We start from the raw sequence: 22,578 nt of genomic DNA on the forward strand, positions 1-22,578 counted from the left end.
GCTCCGTGTCATTTGGCACTAAAGATAGCATTTCCGCTGCTTGGAGAAAAGCAGTCTGTTCCCTATTATCCAATTGGTCGTTATAACTTATGAGTCAATCTGCCCCTTTCGTTCTGGTCGACGGTTCTTCTTACCTGTATCGCGCATTTCATGCCATGTTCAAAGCCGATCTTCGTAACTCCGCTGGAGAACCAACTGGCGCAGTCAGAGGTGTGACTGCCATGTTACGTCGCTTATTGGCTGATTACCCTAATAGTCCGATTGCTGTCATTTTTGATGCGAAAGGTAAAACCTTCCGTGATGAGTTATTCGCTGAATATAAAGCGCAGCGCCCTCCTATGCCGGATGACCTACGTTCTCAAATACAACCAGTGCACGACATTATTAAAGCCATGGGTTTACCACTGCTGGTCATTGATGGTGTCGAAGCGGACGACGTAATAGGAACCTTTGCGCGTCAGGCGACTGAAAAAGGTCTCGATGTCGTTATCAGCACTGGTGATAAAGATATGGCGCAGTTGGTTAACCAGCATGTCACGCTGGTCAACACCATGACAGAAACTGTGTTGGATATCGAGGGAGTGAAAGAAAAGTTTGGTTTACCGCCTGAACTGATTATCGATTTTCTCGCTTTGATGGGCGATAAGGTGGATAACATTCCTGGTGTACCCGGTGTTGGTGAAAAGACCGCCTTAAGTCTGTTACAAAACTTGGGCAGCTTGAAAGATATTTACGCCAATCTGGAAGCCGTGCGTGAACTTGATTTTCGTGGCGCCAAAAAGATGCCGGAGAAACTGGCTGAAAACAAAGAGATGGCTGATCTGAGTTACCAGTTAGCGACCATTAAATGCGATGTTGAGCTGGATATCCACCTTGAAGAGATTAAAAACCAACCGCAGGATACCGACGCACTGCTTAAGTTGTTTAAGGAACTCGAATTCCGCAGTTGGATAAGCGAATTACAATCTTCAGATACCCCATCAACAGCGAATAATGATTCAGCTACAGAAACTGATAACACCACGACAGAACAACATTACGACACTATCCTGGATCAGCAACAGTGGCAGGTCTGGTTAGAAAAACTCCAAAAAGCGGAGCTGTTTGCCTTTGATACCGAAACCACCAGCCTCGACTATCTTGAAGCCAGAATTGTCGGTGTATCGTTTGCAGTAAAAGCCGGTGAAGCTGCCTATTTACCGTTAAAACATGACTATCCAGGCGCACCAGTTCAGCTGGACTTTGACAGTGTCATGCAGGATCTCAAACCATTGCTTGAAAGCCCCAAGCATCTCAAGGTCGGCCAAAACCTGAAATATGATCGCCATGTATTACTCAATCATGGCATCGATCTGCAAGGGATCGCTCATGACACCATGCTCGAATCCTATGTGCTTGATAGCACGGCAACCCGACATGATATGGACTCATTAGCTCAAAAATATCTGGGCCGAGATACGATTCATTTTGAAGATATTGCCGGCAAAGGTAAAAAACAACTGACATTCAATGAGATAGGTATAGAACAAGCCTCGCCTTATGCCGCAGAAGATGCTGATATCACTTTGCAGCTGCACCAGACTTTATGGCCAAAAATTGAAAATATCCCTTCTCTAGCTAAAGTGTATCGAGAATTGGAAATGCCGCTATTACCGGTACTAAATACGCTGGAACGTAATGGCGTCAATATCGATATCTGGATGCTGCAGCAGCAAAGCGACAATATGGCCCGACAAATTGCGGATCTCGAAGAGCAGGCTTATGCCGTTGCCGGTCAAAAATTTAATCTAGGTTCACCAAAACAATTGCAGGAAATTCTGTATGAGAAACAGCAATTACCGGTGAAAAAGAAAACACCGAAAGGCCAGCCATCAACGGCTGAAGAAGTCTTACAGGAATTAGCGGATGAAGGTTATGAACTGCCTCAAATCATTATGCAGTACCGTGGACTGAGTAAACTTAAATCCACTTATACCGATAAACTGCCACTTCAGGTCAATAAGACCAGTGGGCGAGTACACACTTCGTATCATCAGGCTGTGACAGCTACAGGACGTTTGTCCTCCTCTGATCCTAATCTACAGAATATTCCTATCCGCAGTGAAAATGGCCGTCGTATTCGTGAAGCCTTTGTTGCGTCGGATGGTTACGTCTTATTAGCAGCCGATTACTCACAAATTGAACTGCGCATCATGGCTCATCTGTCCGGCGATAAAAGCTTACTGAATGCCTTTGCCAATGGTGAAGACATTCACCGCCATACCGCCTCAGAGATATTTGGTGTGGCATTAGAAGACGTCACTAGTGATCAACGTCGCAGCGCCAAAGCCATTAACTTTGGCCTGATTTATGGCATGTCTGCACATGGACTGTCCCGACAACTGGGGATCGAACGTCATCAGGCAGCAGACTATATGAATGTGTATTTCGAACGTTATCCAGGCGTTCGTCAGTATATGGACAACACCCGTCAGCAAGCGAAAGAACAAGGCTATGTCGAGACCATCTTCGGTCGCCGGCTCTACCTACCAGAAATCAATTCCAGCAACGGTATGCGCCGTCAGTATGCCGAACGTACCGCGATTAATGCGCCTATGCAAGGCAGTGCAGCTGACATCATCAAACGCGCCATGATTGATATCCATACCTGGTTAGCTGATGCCGATAATGGCATCAAAATGATCATGCAAGTACACGATGAGTTGGTATTTGAAGTGCCGAAAGAGCAGCTGGATATGGCAAAAAACACCATTGAAGACTTTATGGTGAAAGCGGCTGAGTTAAATGTTCCACTGGAAGTGGGTATTGGGGTTGGTGATAATTGGGAGCAAGCACATTAAAGCTTTGCGTATTTCGGACTAAAGCCCGAGTTCATTTATTTTGCTTGCCCAAAATAAACGAACCAAACAAAAAGGCAGCCAACTGCTTGCCCTTCGGGTTCCCTGCGCTTCTCATCGTGACTGGGCACTAGCGAACTCGCTAACGCTCAAACATGCGCAAGTGCTATTCCAGTCACGCTTGCGATGCTCGGCTTCGCAAAGGGCGTTGAGAATTTATTAACTTACAGCTACCGCTCTATTCTTCCGCGTATGTGCTGACGAGTAGCACAGGTTTATCTGGATTAGGGTTGGCCAGTGTCTGAGCGAAGCGAGTTTTGGCCAACGCCCAGATAAAACGAGCAACTCAGTGGAGCCGTAGGCCAGCACAGTTGCGCGCCCTTGGGTTGTTAGGGATTTGGGCGAACAAATCCCTAACTCGCCATTATGGCGAAATTAAAAGGAGCTTGGGCTTCGACTTCAAGACAATAACAAGACTGATAAAAATTTAGGAATCTGAGCGTTTTTTCGCTCGCGGATGAGCCGAATCATACACCTTAGCAAGATGCTGAAAATCCACATGAGTATAAATCTGGGTTGTACTAATATCAGCATGGCCCAGCAATTCCTGCACCGCACGTAAATCACCACTGGCTTCAAGCATATGTGAAGCAAATGCATGTCGAAGTCTGTGAGGGTGAACCCGATCGGAAATTCCCTGTTTTTTACCCCAGTAACTCAGTCTTTTTTGGATAGAGCGCACACCCAAACGTCGACCTTGTTGCGTGATAAAAACCGCTGGCTGGTCAAAAAAGCCGAGTTGATCGCGTTTATCCAGCCAATCTTGTAATGCAGATAATGCTTTGCCACCAAAAGGACAGACCCGATCTTTATTACCTTTACCGGTCACATGCACCAGATGATCGCCAAAATCGATATCACGTAAGTCGAGTGCAGCCAATTCTGCCAGTCGTAAGCCCGATGAATAAAACAATTCCATCATGGCACGATCTCTTGCAGCAACAAAGGTATCCGGACGAGTGTTATCCAGTAAGGCATTCATCTGATCAACATCCAGTGTCGATGGCAATCTTTTTTCAGTTTTTGGTGCTTGAACTGCTTTTGCCGGATTACTATCAGCCACACCAAATTTGATAAGAAATTGATAAAAGGAACGTGTGGAGGACAACATGCGTTGGATAGTGCGCCCGGACAGTCCCTTGCGATGTAAAAAAGCAATAAACTGTCTGATATGACTGGATTTAAGCACCGTCCAGTCTGGGATATTTTGTTGCTCTAAGAATTCTGCAAGCTGAAGTAAATCGCGGCGATAATTGTTGACCGTATGTTCTGACAACCGCCGCTGTTGTGACAAAGTGTCAAGAAAGTCATCAACGGGATGAATTATCTCACTGCGCATGCTGCTCGTGAGTATATTGTCTGATCACACGCATCACCACTTCACCTAAAAAGCTTAAATAATCGGTAGCCATATCCGCGTGAAAACGGTTAGCATCAACACTACCAATAGCTAATAATCCGGCACATGGCTGATGTCCTAAAGGCAGGCAGGCAACAGAGTTAATCTCTTCCGCGCGAGCATCAAACAATAAACTCTTTTGCGCTTTGGTCAGTCGACCGCAAACAGGTTCTTGCTTGGTAAATAAGTTGTCAAAAATGCGTAGTTTTTTATCATCCGCATGAAGCTGAGACACATTAGCCTCAACTTGAGGCAATTCAAGTTTGTGCTCACCCTGATAAAACAGTCTTAATGCCACATCATCAGCAGCAAATTCATGTTTCAGTTCTGTCTGTATTAAATTGATTAGATCAGCCAGATCCACAGCATCCATGGCTCTTAAACATAAATTATGTACGCGCTTTTCTAATGCTGCATTACTGTGGGCATTATCAATTAGCGCGTGTAATTGCTCATTAAGCTGTTGATTTTTTTCTTGTAAGCGTTGAGTTTGTCTTTGGGCAAGCGAAATGGTGCCTTCCGGAGAACTATTGAGGTTCAGGAACTCTAGTAGCTGAGGCTGTTCCAGAAACAGATCCGGGTGTTCTTCTAAATAATGTTCAATCTGTTCCAGTGTTAAATCTGTTGTAGTGTCGACCACGCAATTTCTCCGTCAAATACATGCTCTGCAGGGCCGGTCATCCATACAGAGGCATTTTCATCTGGCCAGCTAATCTGTAACTGCCCTCCAGGTAAAGAAACAGTCACATCTCTGGCTAATAAACCTCGGCGAATACCTGTTACGACTGCGGCACACGCCCCTGTACCACAGGCTGTCGTTTCACCTGAACCTCGTTCAAAAACACGTAACCGAATCGTTTCTGAATTCACTAATTGCATGAAGCCAACATTCACACGTTCCGGAAAACGTTCATGTGACTCCATAACAGGACCTATTTTTTCTACGGCGGCAGTGTCGACATCGGCAACCAGCATCACCGCATGAGGATTGCCCATTGAAACACTGGCAATTTCGACTTTATCATGACCTGGCACATCAATTAGATACGTTATTGCTTCAGACTCCGCAATAAAAGGCACTTTTTCTGGTGCAAACGCGGGTTTGCCCATATCAACGCGGACATTACCATCAGCTTGTATTGTCGGGTAAATAACACCAGACGCCGTTTCCACAGCAATCGTCTCTTTTTTTGTTAAACCATGATCACGGACATAACGAGCAAAACAGCGTGCACCATTCCCACATTGTGAGACTTCACCGCCATCAGCATTAAAAATTCGATAACGAAAATCCACATCCGGTGATGAGGCTTTTTCAACCAGCAAAAGTTGATCACAACCGATACCAAAATGCCTATCCGCCATAAAACGGATTTGCTCAGTGCTCAGTTGTACATTTTGCTGTATGGCATCAATCACAATGAAGTCATTGCCTAAGCCATGCATTTTGCTGAATTTCAACATCATTTATGCCTGTATAACATGCTCACCAGCGAACAGATCATTGATCGTTTCACGTTCTCTGACGAGATGAATTTTATCGCCATCAACCATCACTTCAGCCGCTCTTGAACGCGAGTTGTAGTTCGAACTCATGGCAAAACCATAAGCCCCTGCTGAGCGAATAGCCAATAAATCGCCTTGTTCAATAGCAAGGTCACGGTCTTTGCCTAAAAAATCACCCGTTTCACAGATAGGACCTACTATGTCATAGCTGACCACTTCTGTATCAGAATGTTGTTTTACTGCTTGAATATTTTGCCATGACTGATAAAGCGCAGGGCGTAACAAATCATTCATTGCAGCATCCACAATCGCAAAACACTTCGCTTCTGTTGGCTTAATGAACTCTACTTTTGTTAATAAAATACCTGCATTGCCGGCAATCGCGCGTCCGGGCTCCAAAAGAATTTCAAGGTCACGGTCTTTTAATAACGGTGCCAGCGCTTGTGCATATTCTGCTGGGGTTGGCGGTGTTTCATCACGGTAGTGAATCCCCAAGCCACCACCGATATCGAGATGTTTAATCTGAATACCGTCTTCAGCAAGTTCATCTATCAAGGCCAGTACACGCTCTAAAGCATCCACAAAAGGAGAAACAGAGGTTAGTTGAGAACCGATATGGCAATCTACTGCGACCACATCCAAATGCGGCATGGATTGAGTAGAGCGATACACCTCACGTGCATCTTCAATAGCGATACCAAACTTATTCTCTTTTAGTCCTGTCGAGATATATGGGTGTGTTTGCGCATCCACATCTGGATTTACGCGAATGGAAACTGGCGCTTTTTTACCTAATCTGCCGGCAACAGTATTAATACGATCTAATTCTGGGATCGACTCCACATTGAAACAGCGTATGCCGTGTTGCAGGGCATATTCAATTTCCTGTTCGGTTTTGCCTACACCAGAAAAAACGGTTTTAGCCGGATCGCCACCAGCGGCGATAACTCTAGCTAATTCGCCCATGGAAACGATATCAAAGCCCGAGCCTTGTTTTGCCAGCACATTTAACACAGCAAGGTTAGAGTTTGCTTTTACCGCATAACAAACAAGGTGTGGGTAAGCAGAAAAAGCATCATCAAATGCTTTCCAGTGGTTTTCTATAGCTGAGCGCGAATATACATAAACAGGCGTACCGTATTGCTCTGCAATTTTATCAACCGGCACGGTTTCTGCGTGTAAAGTGCCCGCCTGATAATCAAAATAATTCATTGTTACCTTACCCTGCCGCGATTAAATTAGTCTGGCCTTCCGGCAAGTAAAGATCACCTTTTTGTCCACAGCCAGTGACGGCCATCAGTACACAAACCAGCAATGCCAGTCTGGTCCAGCAAGAAATTGCTCGCATTTTATTTCCTCAAAAAATTTATTCGGCAGTATATAACGTCGCAGACTTATTCGTCTTGAATCTGAAAACTAGAATTTCTTGTTTAAGTTACATACTATTAGGGTTCCTAGATCAGCTTATGTTAAGGAATCACAAATAGTCATGGCAAATATGGCAGCCCCCATGAGACTCAGTGGCCTCGCTCGACGACTGGTTAATGAAGGTCTTTTAACTGAAGAGCAAGCACTACATGCCCAGTCCGCAGCCAAAGAAGCCAAACAGCCTTTCGTTACGTATCTGGTTAATCACAAAATTCTCGCCAGTGCCGATATTGCGGCGATAGCGTCTCAGGAATTTGGTGTACCGCTATTCGACATCGACTCGATGAATCTCGATCTTGCGGCAACATCATTAATTCAAGAAAAATTAATTCGTCAGCATAATGCTTTGCCATTATTCCAGCGCGGCAAACGTTTATACGTCGCTGTTTCAGATCCCACTAACTTACAAGCTCTGGACGAATTCCAGTTCAATACGGCCATGAATACCTTCCCGGTTCTGGTCGATGAACAAAAGCTCTCTAATATTATCGAAAAGGCACTGGATAAAACCAACGAAAAACTAGATAACTTTGATGACGAAGAGCTCGACGATATCGATCTTGGTCCAGACGAAGATGATAACAAAAACGATCAGCTCAACGACAAAAACATTGATGACACACCGGTCGTTCGTTTTATAAATGGTATTTTAACCAATGCTATTAAGTCGGGCGCATCCGATATTCACTTTGAGCCTTATGAACAAAAATACCGGGTCCGGGTTCGCATTGATGGCATGCTTCACGAAATGAAAACGGCCCCTGTAGCTCTTGGTGGCCGCATCGCAGCACGGTTAAAAGTGTTATCACGCTTAAATATCGCAGAACGTCGCGTGCCACAGGATGGCCGGATGCGACTAAAAATGTCGAAGAATAGAGCCATTGATTTTCGTGTGAACACTTGCCCAACCTTGTTTGGTGAAAAAATCGTTTTACGTATCTTGGATCCAACCAGTGCTCAATTGGGGATTGATGCGTTGGGTTATGAAGAAAATCAAAAGAAAACGTTTCTGGAAGTCATGCATAAACCCTACGGCATGGTATTGGTTACAGGTCCGACCGGTAGTGGTAAAACCGTCTCGCTTTATACTGCATTAAATATCCTCAATACTGGTGATCGAAATATCTCTACAGCAGAAGATCCGGCTGAAATCAGTTTACCCGGCATAAACCAGGTCAATGTTCACCCAGCTATAGGTCTGACGTTCTCCGAAGCCCTACGTGCATTTTTACGTCAGGATCCGGATGTCATCATGGTCGGTGAGATTCGTGATCTGGAAACCGCTGAAATTGCCATCAAAGCTGCACAAACCGGACATATGGTGTTTTCTACCTTACATACCAATGACGCACCACAATCATTAACACGTTTGATGAATATGGGTGTGCCGGCATTTAATATTGCTTCTGCCGTCTCCCTTATCATTGCGCAACGTCTTGCCAGAAGACTCTGCTCAAAATGTAAAGCACCTGATACCCTGCCAAACGAAGCATTGTTGACGGAAGGTTTCACACAGGCACAAATTGATGCAGGCGTCACAGTTTATAAAGCGGTGGGATGTGATAGTTGTACGGAAGGATATAAAGGTCGCGTCGGTATTTATCAGGTGATGCCGGTATCCAATGCAATGGGGCGCATCATCATGGAAGGTGGTAATGCGATCCAATTAGCAGATCAGGCGGAAAAAGAAGGTATTGATGATCTTCGTAAGTCCGGGCTCAAAAAAGTCGCGGCAGGCTTAACCAGTCTCGAAGAAGTCAACCGAGTAATCAAGGAGTAAGATGTGGCTCAAGCACAAACGGCTAAGGCAAAAAAAGTCAAAGTACCCGATATCTTTCTCTGGCAGGGAACAGATAAACAGGGCCGGAAAGTCAAAGGCCAAATCAGTGCAGAGAACCTGAATCAGGCCAAAGTCGATTTACGACGCCAAGGGATAACGCCGTTAAAAGTCCGCAAAAAACCCAAAGACCTGTTTGCCCCAAGAAAACCAAAAATCAAACCTTCTGATATCGCAGTCTTCAGCCGCATGCTTGCGACTATGATGTCTTCTGGCGTGCCATTAATGCAGTCAATGCAGATTATTGGTGAGGGCCATGAAAATAGTAGTATGCAAGAAATGATTCTGGCGATTAAAGCTGATGTTGAGTCAGGTACCAGTCTTGCTGAATCCCTATCTAAATTTCCTCATCATTTTGATGATTTATACGTTAATCTGATTAATGCTGGTGAGCAGTCAGGTGCCTTAGAAATCTTATTACATGAAATTGCCGCCTATCAGGAAAAAACAGAGGCCTTAAAAGCCAAAATTAAAAAAGCCCTTGTTTACCCAACAGCAATTATCGTCGTCGCTTTTATTGTGACGGCAATTCTGATGATTTTTGTTATTCCTCAATTTGAATCTTTATTCAAAGGCTTTGGTGCAGATTTGCCCGGCTTGACAAAATTAGTCATTCGAATATCTGAGGTGTTTCAGGAAAAATGGTGGCTAATCTTTGGCATTGTTATTGGTGCCGTATACGGAGCTATGGAAGCGCGTAAGCGTTCACGTAAAGTCCAGCATTTCCTAGACAGGATGTTGCTTAAAATTCCGGTGGTTGGTGAAATCATGAGAAAAGCCGCAATTGCTCGGTTTGCCAGAACATTTTCAACAATGTTTAAAGCCGGTGTCCCCATGGTAGAAGCGATGACATCCGTTGCTGGGGCAACGGGTAACGTCGTTTTTGGTGAAGCTACCCTGATTATGCGCGATGACGTTGCTACCGGCACACAGCTCAATAAAGCCATGATTGATGTCGAATTATTCCCCAATATGGTTGTACAGATGGTGGCTATTGGTGAAGAATCTGGTTCACTTGATGCCATGCTGGCAAAAGTTGCCGAGTTTTTTGAAAGTGAAGTAGATGATGCTGTCGATAATATGACGGCATTATTGGAGCCCCTCATCATGGTTTTCCTTGGTGGTATCGTCGGCACACTGGTTATTGCTATGTATTTGCCAATTTTCAAACTTGGCGCAGCAATTTAAATATGTCACTCATCGATTACCTGGCGGCATCGCCAGTCGCTTGGATAATTGTTGCTGGCCTTCTCGGCCTACTGCTTGGTAGCTTTTTAAATGTAGTGATTTATCGTCTTCCTATTATGATGCAACGCGAATGGGCGGAACAATGTGCAGAACTTACTGGTGAAGCCAGTCAATCACAAACCACTTTTTCACTGTCAAAACCTCGCTCAGCCTGCCCTCATTGTGGTCATGCCATCACCGCCCTGGAAAATATTCCGGTCATAAGTTACCTGTTTCTTGGTGGTAAATGTAAAAACTGCCGTACACCGATTTCAATTCGTTATCCACTTATCGAAGCGATATCTGCATGTATGTCAGCCATTATCGCCTGGCAATTTGGCTTTGACTGGAGCGCTATCGGTGCACTTATACTTAGCTGGGCATTGATAGCATTAACTTTTATTGATGTTGATCACCAATTATTACCAGACAAAATCACTCTTCCACTTATCTGGCTCGGCTTAGCTTTCAACTTAGCAGGTACCTACACCGATTTGCATAGTAGTGTCATTGGAGCTATTGCCGGCTATTTATCGTTGTGGAGCATTTATCACCTCTTTAAACTGGTCACAGGTAAAGAAGGGATGGGTTATGGTGATTTCAAGCTTCTCGCAGCATTAGGAGCCTGGATGGGCTGGCAAGCGTTACCCATGATTGTTTTATTATCATCTTTTGTCGGGGCAGCTATTGGTGTCACTCTCGTTCTACTGAAAAACCATCAACGAGAGATTCCTATCCCGTTTGGTCCTTATCTTGCAATTGCAGGCTGGATAGCACTTGTATGGGGAGATACCATTAACGGTGCTTACCTTCATTGGTCTGGACTTGTTTAATGGTATTTAAGGTCGGACTCACTGGTGGTATCGCTAGTGGCAAATCAACTGTGACCTCATTGTTTTATGATAAATATCAAATTGACATTATCGACGCTGATCGCATTGCACATGCCCTTTTAAGCCAAGGTTCACCATGCTATACAAAGGTCGTAAATATTTTTGGTGAGTTGGCTTTGTTAAAGAACGGTGATATTAACCGACGCTATCTTCGCGAACGCATATTTCATGAGCCAAATGCCAAACAGCAACTTGAAGCAATATTACATCCTGTAATCCATCAACAATTATTAAGTAAAGCAGAGAGCGCTTCATCACCTTACTGTATTTTATCTGTACCGCTATTGATTGAAGTGGGTATGCATAAAGAAGTAGATCGTGTCTGTGTTATTGATGTCAGTGAACATACACAGCTGGAAAGGTTAACAAGCCGTGATAAAGTCTCTACAGAAACAGCGCTTGCAATGATTAATAGCCAATGTGATCGACAAGTTCGCTTGCAATACGCAGATGATATTATCAATAATAACCATTCTGTAGATTCTTTAGCACATCAAGTTGCTCAATTGCATGAACTCTACTTAAACTTTGCTGACAAATGACATTAAGTTGCTTGCCAGCAAAGACTCATGGACAATAAACCTATCCACTCATCGTATAAAAAAATAGACCCGTGTCAGATTCGATAATTTTTGAACAACCACTCAATGAACGAATTCGAACCTTCCTGAGGTTAGAGTTTCTATTTAAACGTGTTGATTCTGCATTGATGGGCCAATCCGAAATGCATCACCGCGATGCTTTGGATGGAATATTAAGCATGCTCAGTGTATTTGAGCGTAGCGATATGAAACAAGAATTAATGAAAGAAATCGAGCGCTTGATTGCCAATTTATCAGCACTCGAAAATACTCCGGGTGTCGATAGAGATGCATTAGATTCATTACTTTCAGATCTCGATCAAAGTTTGGATGCTTTGCATATTCAGAAATCAGGCTTAGGTCAGCAATTACGTGATAATGAATTTTTATATAGCATCCGCCAGCGTTCAAGCATACCAGGCGGTACCTGCGAATTTGATTTACCGTCTTACCACTTCTGGTTACAACATGCTGTAGCTGAAACACGCACTGAGCAACTTCAACTCTGGTTAAATGAATTTATCTCTGTCAGAAATGCTGTTGAACTTAGCCTTCGACTTATCCGAGGCAGTGTTGGTTTTAAAGATGAAGTAGCGGAAGCGGGCTTCTATCAACGCAGTCTGGATTCAAATCAGCCTTATCAACTTATTCGTGTTGAAATTCCACGTGACAAAGCTTTTTTTCCTGAAGTCAGTGGTGGAAAACATCGATTCACTGTCCGCTTTATGTTATTTGATATCCAGCAACGACCACAGCAATCGTTCGAAACCATTCCTTTTAAACTCAGCTGTTGTGCAATGTAATTATGGTAACTACTGTTAACTGCCCGCAATGTGGTACCTTAGTCCCCTGGAAAGAAGATCAAATCTGGAAACCTTTTTGCAGTGAGCGTTGTAAGCTGATTGATCTCGGTGAATGGGCATCTGAAGGACACCGGATTCCAGGCCCCCCAGCTCACACATCTTTAGATGATAACGACGACTCCGATTATCACTAAGGCTAAGCATCACCGGCTGTGAGAATACCTTTTTCATAAGAAAAGTTAAGCATTCGATTCAGTGGGATCAACGCTTTTTGACGAATATCCTCATCCACTTCAATCGTATTATTCATCTCGACCAAAGTCTTATGTAAATTGACCAGGGTATTCATTGCCATCCACGGGCAATGAGCACAGCTTTTACAGGTCGCACTCTTGCCGCCTGTCGGTGCTGGTATTAAACGTTTATCAGGAACAGCCTGGCTCATTTTATAAAACAAGCCGTAATCTGTTGCGATGATTAACGTATCCGCTTTAGATGCTTTACCTGCCGCAATAATTTGTTTTGTTGAGCCAACAAAGTCTGCCTTGGCAATCACCGCCTCAGGTGATTCCGGATGAACTAAAACCTCAGCATCAGGATATTTCGCCATAAGTTGTTCAAGTTCGTACAGCTTAAACTCATCATGAACAACACAATGCCCTTGCCATAAAAGCATATCGGCATCGGTTTTATTCTTAATATATTGACCCAAATGACGATCTGGTCCCCAGATAATCTTTTTGCCTTCCGCTTTTAATGCTTCAATAATTTGTATGGCATTACTTGATGTCACAATCCAATCAGCGCGCGCTTTTACTTCAACACTGGTGTTAGCATAAACCACAACAACACGCTCAGGGTGCTGATCACAAAACGCACTAAAAGCTTCAATCGGACAACCAAGATCAAGTGAGCATTCTGCTTCCAGTGTCGGCATGAGAACCGTCTTTTCAGGGCTCAGAATCTTTGCTGTTTCGCCCATAAAGCGGACACCACAAACCACTAAGGTGTCAGCGGGATGCTTAGCACCAAAATTTGCCATATCCAAAGAGTCAGAAACATATCCACCTGTTTGTTCTGCCAAAGCCTGCAATTCATCATCAACATAATAATGAGCAATCATTACGGCATTCTTTTCTTCCAACAGACGTTTTATTTTCTCAATATAGTCGGCTTTTTCTTCTTCAGACAGCCAGGGTGTTGGCGCCACATTATCGATTATTGAGTCAATCTTTGATTGAAGTGATTGTGGAATGGCTTCTGCTAAACTCATAATTCTAAAATGCCTGTGTGGTATTCAATTGCTGTTGTATTGATTCAACGATGGCCTTATTGGCTGCCGGAAATTCATACTGATGTAAGGCAGAAATATCTACCCATTTAGTAATTTGACCTTCCTGACCTATTGGTGTTCCCTCAAAAGCATTGCTCCACCAAACATCCAATAAAACAGACTTATCACCATAATCATGAGTAATACTGATAAGCGGTTCTGCTGAATGTACATCGATAGCCAGCTCTTCTTTAATTTCTCTTTTTAAGGCTTGCAAGGCGCTTTCTCCTGCCTCAACCTTACCTCCAGGAAACTCCCATAAATTACCTTGATGCTGTTCAGGCTTACGCAAGGCAATAAATACCTGCTGTTTCTGAACAATAACACCAACAGCGACATGTATTTGACTCATTTAATCCTGACCGCTTAGAGTGAAAAGTGCCCCGCAATAAGGACAAGCTACTTCACCTTTGGTTTCGATATCTAAATATACTCGGGGATGTGCATTCCACACAGGCATATCCGGCATTGGACAGCTCAAAGGCAGATCTTTAGGGTGAACCCAATAATGTTTTTCAGCACACGATTTATCATTACTTTGCTCACCCATAAGATCTCCTTAACGACTATTCAGCCTGAGGATTCTTTCTCAATCTGATATTCAGCTCTTTCAATAATGCATCATCAATCGGACTTGGCGCATCCGTCAACAAACAGCTTGCTGATTGCGTTTTTGGAAACGCCATTACATCACGTATTGATGCAGCTCCGGTCATCAACATCACCAAACGATCCAGACCAAATGCCAGACCACCATGCGGAGGACATCCGTACTTTAAGGCGTTTAATAAAAAGCCAAATTTATCCTGCGCTTCTTCTTCATTAATGCCCAGTAATTCAAATACTTTTTGCTGGACATCTGTCTTATGAATACGCATTGAACCACCACCAAGTTCAGTACCATTCAATACCATGTCATAAGCACGTGACAGACATTTCTCCGGATCAGAGTCCAATAATTCCAAATCAGACTCACGTGGAGCTGTAAACGGATGATGGAGTGCATGCCAGCGTTCTGATTTTTCATCCCATTCAAACATGGGGAAGGCAACCACCCATAGAGGTTTCCAGCCGCGTTCAACCATATTTAAATCATGACCCAGTTTCACACGTAATGCGCCCAAGGATTCATTCACTATTGACGCTTTATCGGCACCAAAGAAGACTAAATCACCTGTTTCCGCAGAAACACGCTGCATGATGGCAGTAACAACTTCATCAGGTAAAAACTTCAGAATAGGTGACTGTAAACCTTCACGTCCGCCATCAATATCATTTACCTTGATATACGCTAAACCCTTCGCGCCATAGATGCTGACATATTTGGTGTAGTCATCAATTTCTTTACGACTCAGATTATTGCCACCCGGCACTTTTAGTGCTGCTACACGGCCACGTGGATCGTTGGCAGGTGAAGAGAAAACTTTAAAGTCGACCTCTCCCATTAAATCACTGACATCAACTAATTCCAGCGGAATTCGCAAATCAGGTTTATCACTACCAAAGCGATCCATGGCTTCGGCATAAGTCATTCTTGGGAAAGGATTCGGTAAAGCCTCTTCCAATACATTGGCAAAAAGACTACGAATCATTTCTTCCATCATGTTCATAAAGTCTTCTTCTTCAACAAAAGAAGTCTCAATATCAATCTGGGTAAACTCAGGTTGACGGTCAGCACGTAAATCTTCATCACGGAAGCAGCGAACAACCTGATAATAACGGTCCATACCGGACATCATTAATAATTGTTTGAAAAGCTGAGGAGATTGTGGCAACGCGAAAAACTCACCCTGATGCGTACGGCTTGGTACCAGGTAATCACGAGCCCCTTCTGGTGTTGCTTTTGTCAGAATAGGCGTTTCGATGTCTAAAAAGCCATTTGCATCCAGAAAATTACGTAGCTGACGTGTTATCTGTGAACGGAAACGCAAACGCTGCTGCATTTCTGGTCGACGTAAATCAATATAACGATAACGCAGACGGATATCTTCATTGACGTCTAATAATTCATTTAATGGGAAAGGCGGTGTTTCCGAGGCATTAAGAATTTCAAGTTTCTTAGCAATGATCTCAATCTTACCGCTACGCAAATCGGCATTATCACTACCAGCAGGCCTAAGCTGAACAAGCCCTTCAATTTTCAGTACATATTCACTTCTAACACGTTCAGCAACAGAAAAACACTCAGCATCTTCTGGATTACATACAACCTGAACTAATCCCTCACGATCTCGTAGGTCAATAAAAATAACTCCACCGTGATCTCGTCGACGGTGCATCCAGCCAACAATAGAAACTGTCTGACCTTCGAGGGTTTCATTTACCTCGCCGCAATAATGGCTACGCATAATAACTTCCAATCTTTAAATTTTTATAGTTTGCAATTGAGTTCTGAAAAACAGGATTCGAACCCTTAAATGTTAAGCTTATTCAGGCTTTTTCTGCTGAGCCTGTTTTTTTCAATAACTGTTCTTTTTCCCAATCAGGCACAACGACTCCCATTGAGATAATCATTTTTAAACCTTGTTCAACACTCATATCCAGCTCAATCACATCCTCTTTTGGCAACATGAGCACAAAACCAGATGTTGGGTTAGGTGTTGTCGGTATAAAAACACTCATCACTTCAGATCGTGTTTTTTCTTGTACTTCACCTAGCTGATCTGAAGTCATAAAAGCAAGACTCCAAACGCCTTTCCTTGGATATTCCACCAAAAGTACACGGCGAAATGACTGGCCGTCTGTTGCTAATACGGCTTCTAATATTTGCTTAATTCCTGCATAGAGTGTTCTGACCAGAGGAATCCTTGATAGCAAGGACTCCCAGGCATTCACTAACCGGCGACCTAACAGATTGGCAACGATCATACCCGTTGCTAATACCAATACAACCGCTAATAACACTCCTAAGCCAGGGATGTGAAACCCTAATAAATTATTCGGCTGGTAAGCCTTCGGTAGTAATAATAAAGTTTGGTCAAGAAATCCAACGATAGCGCGGATAACAAGGAATGTAATGCCCAATGGCATCCATACTAATAATCCAGCTATCAGATATTTACGCATTTATGTTAGGTTCAAACATGATTAATGGCAGCCACAACCCGTACCACATGCGGCTGCTTTAGTCTTTTTTCCGCTATCGCTCGTTCCAGTATCTGCTAAATTACGTTTGCTGCCTGTTTTAAAATCCGTTTCATACCAGCCATCACCTTTCAAACGAAATCCTGACGCCGAGACCAATTTGCGTAACTGCGCTTCTTCACACGCTGGACAATGAACCAACGGTTCATCACTAATTTTTTGCAATGCTTCAAATTCATGACCACACGCATCACAGCGATATTCATAAAGTGGCATTATTCCTTCCTCATACGATAAAACAAATATTGGAGACCACTTTTATAGTGTCTCGAAAGCCGCATTTCAAGAGTTAAACCCATTAATTATAACTAAAAATGTTTCTTGCCGCCGCGCTCACTTCCAACATCGCTAATTTAATGCGCTAAACTATATTAATGACATCGAAAAATGACTGGCAGGCAATACGCCGACTTCTTCCCTTTATAAAAAAATTTAAAGGCCGCGTCATACTTGCGCTTAGCCTGCTCACTTTAGCAAAGCTGGCCAATGTTGCTGTCCCTCTGACACTCAAACATGCTATCGATGCCTTAGATCCTCAGCAGCAAAATATTATTTATCTGCCCGTCATGATGTTGGTGGCTTACGGACTTCTACGACTGGCTAGCAGCGCGTTCAGTGAAATACGAGATGCGCTATTCGCAAAGGTTATCTTTCGTTCTGTTCGTAGAATCGCCTCACAGATACTTGCTCACTTACACGAACTATCACTTCAATTTCATTTACAGAGACAAACCGGCGGCATATCACGTGATATAGAACGTGGTAGTCGCGGTATCAGTTTCCTGATGAACTTCATGATATTCAATATCTTACCTACATTGGTAGAAATTGGGTTAGTCACGGCAATCTTACTCATTAATTACGACAGTATTTTTGCCATTATCACCACAAGTACGATTCTTATATATATCTTTTATACCCTCATTATTACTGAATGGAGAATGCGTTATCGCAGACGCATGAATGAGATGGACTCTCAAGCAAATAATCAGGCAATAGACAGCCTGATGAATTACGAAACCGTAAAATATTTTAATAATGAACAATTAGAGGTTTCTCAATACGATAAAAAATTAGCATCATGGGAAAAGTCAGCCATTCATAACCAGACGTCACTGTCAGTTTTGAATATTGGTCAGGGCATTATCATTTCAATTGGTTTGACTACACTCATGTTACTTGCAGGACAAGGTGTGGTTGATGGTCAGCTTTCACTCGGCGATCTTGTTCTGATTAACGCTTATCTACTTCAGTTATATATGCCTCTGGGATTTTTAGGATTTGTCTATAGAGAAATTCGTCATTCCTTGGCCGATATGGAACGTATGTTTCATTTACTCGAACAAAAAAAAGAAATTTCTGACACCGACCATGCAAAAGATATTGATATAGACCTTGGAGAAATAAAGTTTGTAAATGTTGGTTTTTCATATCATCCGGACAGAGTCATCCTGAAAAATATCAATTTCACAGCAAAAGCAGGGCAAAAGCTTGCGATTGTCGGACCCAGTGGTTCTGGAAAATCAACCATTATCAGGTTGCTTTATCGGTTTTATGATCCTCAGTTGGGTCGTATAGAAATCGATAATCAGGATATTAAGACTGTTACTCAAAGTAGCCTGCGTCGACATATTGGGATAGTGCCGCAAGACACCGTTTTGTTTAACGATACGATTTATCACAACATTGCTTATGGTAAACCATCTGCAAATAATGAAGCTGTCATTGCAGCAGCAAAACAGGCCAATCTTCATGACTTTATTCAACAGCTACCTGATGGTTATGACACTATCGTCGGCGAACGAGGTTTGAAATTATCAGGTGGAGAAAAGCAACGTATCGCCATTGCCCGCACCCTTCTGAAAAATCCCAAATTATTGTGCTTTGATGAAGCCACTTCAGCCCTGGACAGCCATTCAGAACAACGAATCGGCAGAGAAATCATCAATATTAGTCAGAATAAAACCACATTGGTTATTGCTCACAGACTATCGACTATTATCGACGCAGATCAGATTCTGGTGATGGACAAAGGTGAAATTATAGAACAAGGCACACATCAACAATTGCTAGCCCAAAACGGTATTTATACATCCATGTGGCAACTACAGCAAAGTCATACAGAAATAAACGACGCCGTATAAGTGTGTTATTTGACACATATTCGCTCACTTTTTTGGACTTTATGCCAAAAGTCAGGTTAGTATGTCGCGCGGTTCCAACCGACTTAAATCAATATATACCAAAGAGATAACTATTTTATCCGTTCAGTTTCGGTTCAGTTTGGTTGTGCCAAACTTGCATCGCACTGGGTCATATAACCTATGAAAACAAGAGGATTAATAATGAAATATGGTAAATCACTTATCGCCGCTACTTTAACTGCAGCGACATTGATGTCAACTTCTGTAATGGCTGAAAACCACACAGTTACAGCTCAAGTCACATCATTCAAACCTATGGTTATTCAAATTCAACCAGGTGACACAGTTTCTTTTGAAAACATGAATGGTCACATCACAAACACAAAATTTGTCCAAGCTGACGGTGAACACGAGTATATTCCTGAAGGCGCAACTGGCTGGACTTCACAAATGGGTGAAAACTTCACAACTGATCCTCTAACAGTTGAAGGCGTGTACTTATATAAATGTGACCCTCATTGGGGCGCAGGTATGGGTGGTGTTGTTATCGTTGGTGAACCAACTAACTTAGAAGCTATCCAAGCAACCAAACCTAAAGGTGCTCTGAAACGTTTGGTGAAAAAAGCTGCAAAAGCGGTCAAGTAATATAGATTAAAACCGTTTTGAAATAAAAAGCCCGCTTAATTCTAGGCGGGCTTTTTTGATCATTTACCTCCCGTACTATGATAATATCTACGAGTTTTGTGGATAACCACATCATCTAACAATAACAATTGATGTGGTTCGATGAGAATTTAAGATTATCAGATAGCTGGGAGGACTCCGTCGATGAGTCACAATGTCGATACAGGCAAGAGGCGTTTTCTGACCGCAGCTGCCAGTGTTGTTGGTGGAGCTGGTGCAGTTGCTGTTGCCATACCATTTGTTTCGTCCATGTTACCTAGTGCGAAGGCTCAAGCCGCCGGTGCACCAGTTGAAGTGGATATTAGTAAATTAGAGAAAGGTCAGTTACTGACTGTTGAATGGCAAGGGAAACCTGTCTGGCTCTTCAGACGTAGTGAAGAAACGATAGAAACACTTTTTTCTCTGGACGATAGACTCGTGGATCCCCACAGCGAGATGGCCAGTCAGCAACCTGATTATTGCCAAAACGAAGCACGCTCTATCCGTTCAGAGTTAATGGTTCTTGTTGGTATTTGTACACACTTAGGCTGCTCCCCAACATACCGACCAGAATTAGCACCAGAAGATCTCGGTAAAGATTGGAAGGGTGGCTTTTTCTGCCCATGCCACGGCTCTCGATATGACTTAGCCGGCCGTGTATTCCTAAATATGCCTGCTCCAAAAAACATGCTCGTACCACCCTATTTTTTCGAAGGTGATAACGTCGTGGTAATTGGTAAAAGTTCAGAAGGAGCTGCGTAATGTTTTCTGGATTGATGAATTGGGTTGATGCTCGTTTTCCCGCCTCCAAGATGTGGAGAGAACACCTTTCTGAATATTATGCACCAAAGAATTTTAACTTCTGGTACTTCTTTGGTTCACTCGCCTTATTAGTATTGGTTATACAAATTGTCACAGGCATCTTTTTGACAATGAACTATAAACCGGATGCTGCATTAGCATTTGCTTCTGTTGAGTACATCATGCGTGATGTGCAATGGGGCTGGTTAATTCGATATATGCATTCCACCGGTGCCTCTGCTTTTTTCATTGTGGTTTATCTGCATATGTTCCGGGGATTAATCTACGGTTCATACAAGCAACCACGTGAACTGGTATGGCTGTTTGGTATGTTGATATACCTTGTATTGATGGCAGAAGCCTTTATGGGTTATCTGCTGCCATGGGGACAAATGTCCTACTGGGGTGCTCAAGTTATTATTTCACTGTTCGGCGCTATTCCCGTGATTGGTGAACAACTGGCTTTATGGATTCGGGGCGATTTTGTTGTAGCTGATGCCACTCTGAATCGTTTCTTTGCTTTCCATGTTATTGCTTTACCCATCGTATTACTCGGACTTGTTGTTGCCCATATTATTGCTTTGCATGAAGTTGGCTCTAATAATCCTGATGGTGTTGAAATCAAGAAACTTAAAGATAAACAAGGAAAACCATTAGACGGTATCCCGTTCCACCCATATTACTCTGTGAAAGATATTGTTGGCGTCACCGTTTTCTTATTCATCTTTTCATTGGTGTTGTTCTATATGCCAGAAATGGGGGGCTGGTTCCTTGAACATGCTAACTTCATTCCAGCAGACCCACTGAAAACACCAGAGCATATTGCACCTGTTTGGTATTTCACGCCTTTCTATGCAATTTTAAGGGCCGTGCCAAGTATTAATGCATCTGCGTTCCCTGGTGTTGTGGCAATGGGCCTATCCATTGTGTTCTTATTCTTGCTGCCTTGGTTAGATAGAAGCCCGGTAAAATCCATTCGTTACCGCGGCCCTTACTTCAAAATCGCATTAACATTGTTTATTATCAGCTTCTTAATTTTAGGCTTTTTAGGCACCCAGCCTGCCACAGAGCTGTATACGCTGATTGCTCAAATTTCGTCAGTTATCTATTTTGCATTTTTCATCTTTATGCCGTTCTACACGAAATTTGACAAAGATAAACCTGTACCAGAAAGGGTAACAAGCTAATGAAACATTTAATTTTTACTGTTTTCCTCAGCCTGTTTTCGGTACAGGCTATGGCTGCCGGAGGTGGTGTCCATTTGGATCACACTGACATTGATATTACCGATCAAGCATCTTTACAACGTGGTGCAAAAACATTTGTTAACTATTGTCTGAGTTGTCATCAGGCTGCATACATGCGTTATAACCGTATGGCAAAAGATCTGGGGTTAACCGATGATCAGGTTAAAAATAATCTGATGTTTGCTTCTGACAAAATTGGTGACACGATGACTATTGCAATGCGTCCGGAAGATGCAAAAAAATGGTTTGGTGTGACACCTCCTGACTTATCCGTTATAGCTCGTTCCAGAGGTACAGACTGGTTATATACTTATCTGAGAACATTCTATCTCGATTCATCTCGTCCAGTGGGTACTAATAATCTTGCTTTTAAAGATGTTGGTATGCCTCATGTACTTTGGGAACAACAAGGTTACCAAACAAAAGATGCAGAGACTGGCGAATTAGTTGCACCTGAAAACCCACCTTTATCAACGCATGAATATAACCAAGTTGTACATGATCTGGTTAACTTTCTTGCTTATATCGGTGAGCCATCAAAACTACAAAGAATGGCCCTTGCAAAATGGGTTCTTCTCTATTTGATACTGTTTTTCTTAATTGCTTATCCACTTAAAAAAGCGTTTTGGAAAGACATACATTGATCATTATTTGGTATAAAGAAGACATGATAGG

General features: G+C 42.9%; 23 protein-coding genes. 12 read left to right on the forward strand and 11 right to left on the reverse strand.

The annotated features are described in order from the left end of the window. Positions 1-89 precede the first annotated feature (89 nt). Positions 90-2,840, forward strand: coding sequence for a DNA polymerase I (polA, locus tag BM232_RS05670; protein WP_091712241.1), 2,751 nt, complete (start codon positions 90-92; stop codon positions 2,838-2,840). A gap of 484 nt (positions 2,841-3,324) precedes the next feature. Here polA and xerC read toward each other — a convergent pair whose 3' ends face one another. Genes xerC through lptM form a run of 5 tightly spaced genes read right to left on the reverse strand, consistent with a single transcriptional unit; the run spans position 3,325 to position 7,150 of the window. Then, the gene (xerC, locus tag BM232_RS05675) at positions 3,325-4,236 is read right to left on the reverse strand and encodes a tyrosine recombinase XerC (RefSeq protein ID WP_091712242.1); all 912 of its coding nucleotides are present in this window, start codon (positions 4,234-4,236) and stop codon (positions 3,325-3,327) included. Next, positions 4,226-4,936 carry a DUF484 family protein gene (locus BM232_RS05680; protein ID WP_091712243.1) on the reverse strand — a complete coding sequence of 237 codons (711 nt, stop codon included), beginning with the start codon at positions 4,934-4,936 and terminating at the stop codon, positions 4,226-4,228. Before BM232_RS05680 ends, xerC begins: the two co-directional genes overlap by 11 nt. Next, positions 4,912-5,760 (reverse strand): diaminopimelate epimerase, encoded by an 849-nt coding sequence (dapF, locus tag BM232_RS05685; protein ID WP_177207266.1) that lies wholly within the window; start codon positions 5,758-5,760, stop codon positions 4,912-4,914. Before dapF ends, BM232_RS05680 begins: the two co-directional genes overlap by 25 nt. A gap of 3 nt (positions 5,761-5,763) precedes the next feature. After that, the gene (lysA, locus tag BM232_RS05690) at positions 5,764-7,014 is read right to left on the reverse strand and encodes a diaminopimelate decarboxylase (protein WP_091712245.1); all 1,251 of its coding nucleotides are present in this window, start codon (positions 7,012-7,014) and stop codon (positions 5,764-5,766) included. 7 nt (positions 7,015-7,021) lie between these two features. Beyond that, positions 7,022-7,150, reverse strand: coding sequence for an LPS translocon maturation chaperone LptM (lptM, locus tag BM232_RS05695; RefSeq protein ID WP_007144516.1), 129 nt, complete (start codon positions 7,148-7,150; stop codon positions 7,022-7,024). Positions 7,151-7,291: 141 nt separating this feature from the next. On the opposite strand from lptM, the gene pilB reads away from it, so the two are divergent. The 6 genes from pilB (at position 7,292) to yacG (ending at position 12,765) form a co-directional block, all read left to right on the forward strand. Further along, the gene (gene pilB / locus BM232_RS05700) at positions 7,292-9,010 is read left to right on the forward strand and encodes a type IV-A pilus assembly ATPase PilB (protein ID WP_091712246.1); all 1,719 of its coding nucleotides are present in this window, start codon (positions 7,292-7,294) and stop codon (positions 9,008-9,010) included. 3 nt (positions 9,011-9,013) lie between these two features. Next, on the forward strand, positions 9,014-10,255 hold the full coding sequence (locus BM232_RS05705; protein WP_091712247.1) for a type II secretion system F family protein: 1,242 nt from the start codon (positions 9,014-9,016) through the stop codon (positions 10,253-10,255). 2 nt (positions 10,256-10,257) lie between these two features. Then, positions 10,258-11,127 carry a prepilin peptidase gene (locus BM232_RS05710; RefSeq protein WP_091712248.1) on the forward strand — a complete coding sequence of 290 codons (870 nt, stop codon included), beginning with the start codon at positions 10,258-10,260 and terminating at the stop codon, positions 11,125-11,127. Beyond that, positions 11,127-11,729 (forward strand): dephospho-CoA kinase, encoded by a 603-nt coding sequence (gene coaE, locus BM232_RS05715; protein WP_091712249.1) that lies wholly within the window; start codon positions 11,127-11,129, stop codon positions 11,727-11,729. The genes BM232_RS05710 and coaE overlap by 1 nt, the downstream gene beginning before the upstream one ends. Before the next feature lie 71 nt (positions 11,730-11,800). Next, positions 11,801-12,571, forward strand: coding sequence for a cell division protein ZapD (zapD, locus tag BM232_RS05720; protein ID WP_091712250.1), 771 nt, complete (start codon positions 11,801-11,803; stop codon positions 12,569-12,571). Between the two features lie 2 nt (positions 12,572-12,573). Further along, positions 12,574-12,765 (forward strand): DNA gyrase inhibitor YacG, encoded by a 192-nt coding sequence (gene yacG / locus BM232_RS05725; RefSeq protein WP_091712251.1) that lies wholly within the window; start codon positions 12,574-12,576, stop codon positions 12,763-12,765. Positions 12,766-12,767: 2 nt separating this feature from the next. Here the strand turns inward: yacG and nadA are convergent, their stop codons facing one another. From nadA to BM232_RS05755, 6 genes are all read right to left on the reverse strand, one after another. After that, the gene (nadA, locus tag BM232_RS05730; RefSeq protein WP_091712252.1) at positions 12,768-13,844 is read right to left on the reverse strand and encodes a quinolinate synthase NadA; all 1,077 of its coding nucleotides are present in this window, start codon (positions 13,842-13,844) and stop codon (positions 12,768-12,770) included. 4 nt (positions 13,845-13,848) lie between these two features. After that, positions 13,849-14,256 (reverse strand): 8-oxo-dGTP diphosphatase MutT, encoded by a 408-nt coding sequence (gene mutT, locus BM232_RS05735; RefSeq protein WP_091712253.1) that lies wholly within the window; start codon positions 14,254-14,256, stop codon positions 13,849-13,851. After that, positions 14,257-14,454, reverse strand: coding sequence for a zinc-finger domain-containing protein (locus tag BM232_RS05740; protein ID WP_091712254.1), 198 nt, complete (start codon positions 14,452-14,454; stop codon positions 14,257-14,259). A gap of 16 nt (positions 14,455-14,470) precedes the next feature. Further along, complete coding sequence (gene aspS / locus BM232_RS05745) at positions 14,471-16,252, reverse strand: aspartate--tRNA ligase (RefSeq protein WP_091712255.1); 1,782 nt, start codon at positions 16,250-16,252, stop codon at positions 14,471-14,473. An 82-nt stretch (positions 16,253-16,334) separates the two neighbouring features. Then, a complete protein-coding gene (locus BM232_RS05750; protein WP_091712256.1) occupies positions 16,335-16,970 on the reverse strand; it encodes a DUF502 domain-containing protein in 636 nt (211 codons plus the stop codon). Between the two features lie 21 nt (positions 16,971-16,991). Further along, on the reverse strand, positions 16,992-17,264 hold the full coding sequence (locus BM232_RS05755; RefSeq protein ID WP_091712257.1) for an FmdB family zinc ribbon protein: 273 nt from the start codon (positions 17,262-17,264) through the stop codon (positions 16,992-16,994). Positions 17,265-17,422: 158 nt separating this feature from the next. On the opposite strand from BM232_RS05755, the gene BM232_RS05760 reads away from it, so the two are divergent. The 5 genes from BM232_RS05760 (at position 17,423) to BM232_RS05780 (ending at position 22,547) form a co-directional block, all read left to right on the forward strand. Further along, positions 17,423-19,192 (forward strand): ABCB family ABC transporter ATP-binding protein/permease, encoded by a 1,770-nt coding sequence (locus BM232_RS05760; RefSeq protein ID WP_091712258.1) that lies wholly within the window; start codon positions 17,423-17,425, stop codon positions 19,190-19,192. Between the two features lie 201 nt (positions 19,193-19,393). After that, positions 19,394-19,837, forward strand: a complete 444-nt coding sequence (locus BM232_RS05765; protein WP_091712259.1) for a plastocyanin/azurin family copper-binding protein — start codon at positions 19,394-19,396, stop codon at positions 19,835-19,837. A gap of 183 nt (positions 19,838-20,020) precedes the next feature. After that, positions 20,021-20,617, forward strand: coding sequence for a ubiquinol-cytochrome c reductase iron-sulfur subunit (gene petA / locus BM232_RS05770; protein WP_091712260.1), 597 nt, complete (start codon positions 20,021-20,023; stop codon positions 20,615-20,617). After that, the gene (locus BM232_RS05775) at positions 20,617-21,843 is read left to right on the forward strand and encodes a cytochrome b (RefSeq protein WP_091712261.1); all 1,227 of its coding nucleotides are present in this window, start codon (positions 20,617-20,619) and stop codon (positions 21,841-21,843) included. The genes petA and BM232_RS05775 overlap by 1 nt, the downstream gene beginning before the upstream one ends. Then, positions 21,843-22,547 (forward strand): cytochrome c1, encoded by a 705-nt coding sequence (locus tag BM232_RS05780; protein ID WP_091712262.1) that lies wholly within the window; start codon positions 21,843-21,845, stop codon positions 22,545-22,547. Before BM232_RS05775 ends, BM232_RS05780 begins: the two co-directional genes overlap by 1 nt. Positions 22,548-22,578 lie beyond the last annotated feature (31 nt).

Source organism: Methylophaga sulfidovorans (assembly GCF_900114205.1).
Taxonomy (GTDB): domain Bacteria; phylum Pseudomonadota; class Gammaproteobacteria; order Nitrosococcales; family Methylophagaceae; genus Methylophaga; species Methylophaga sulfidovorans.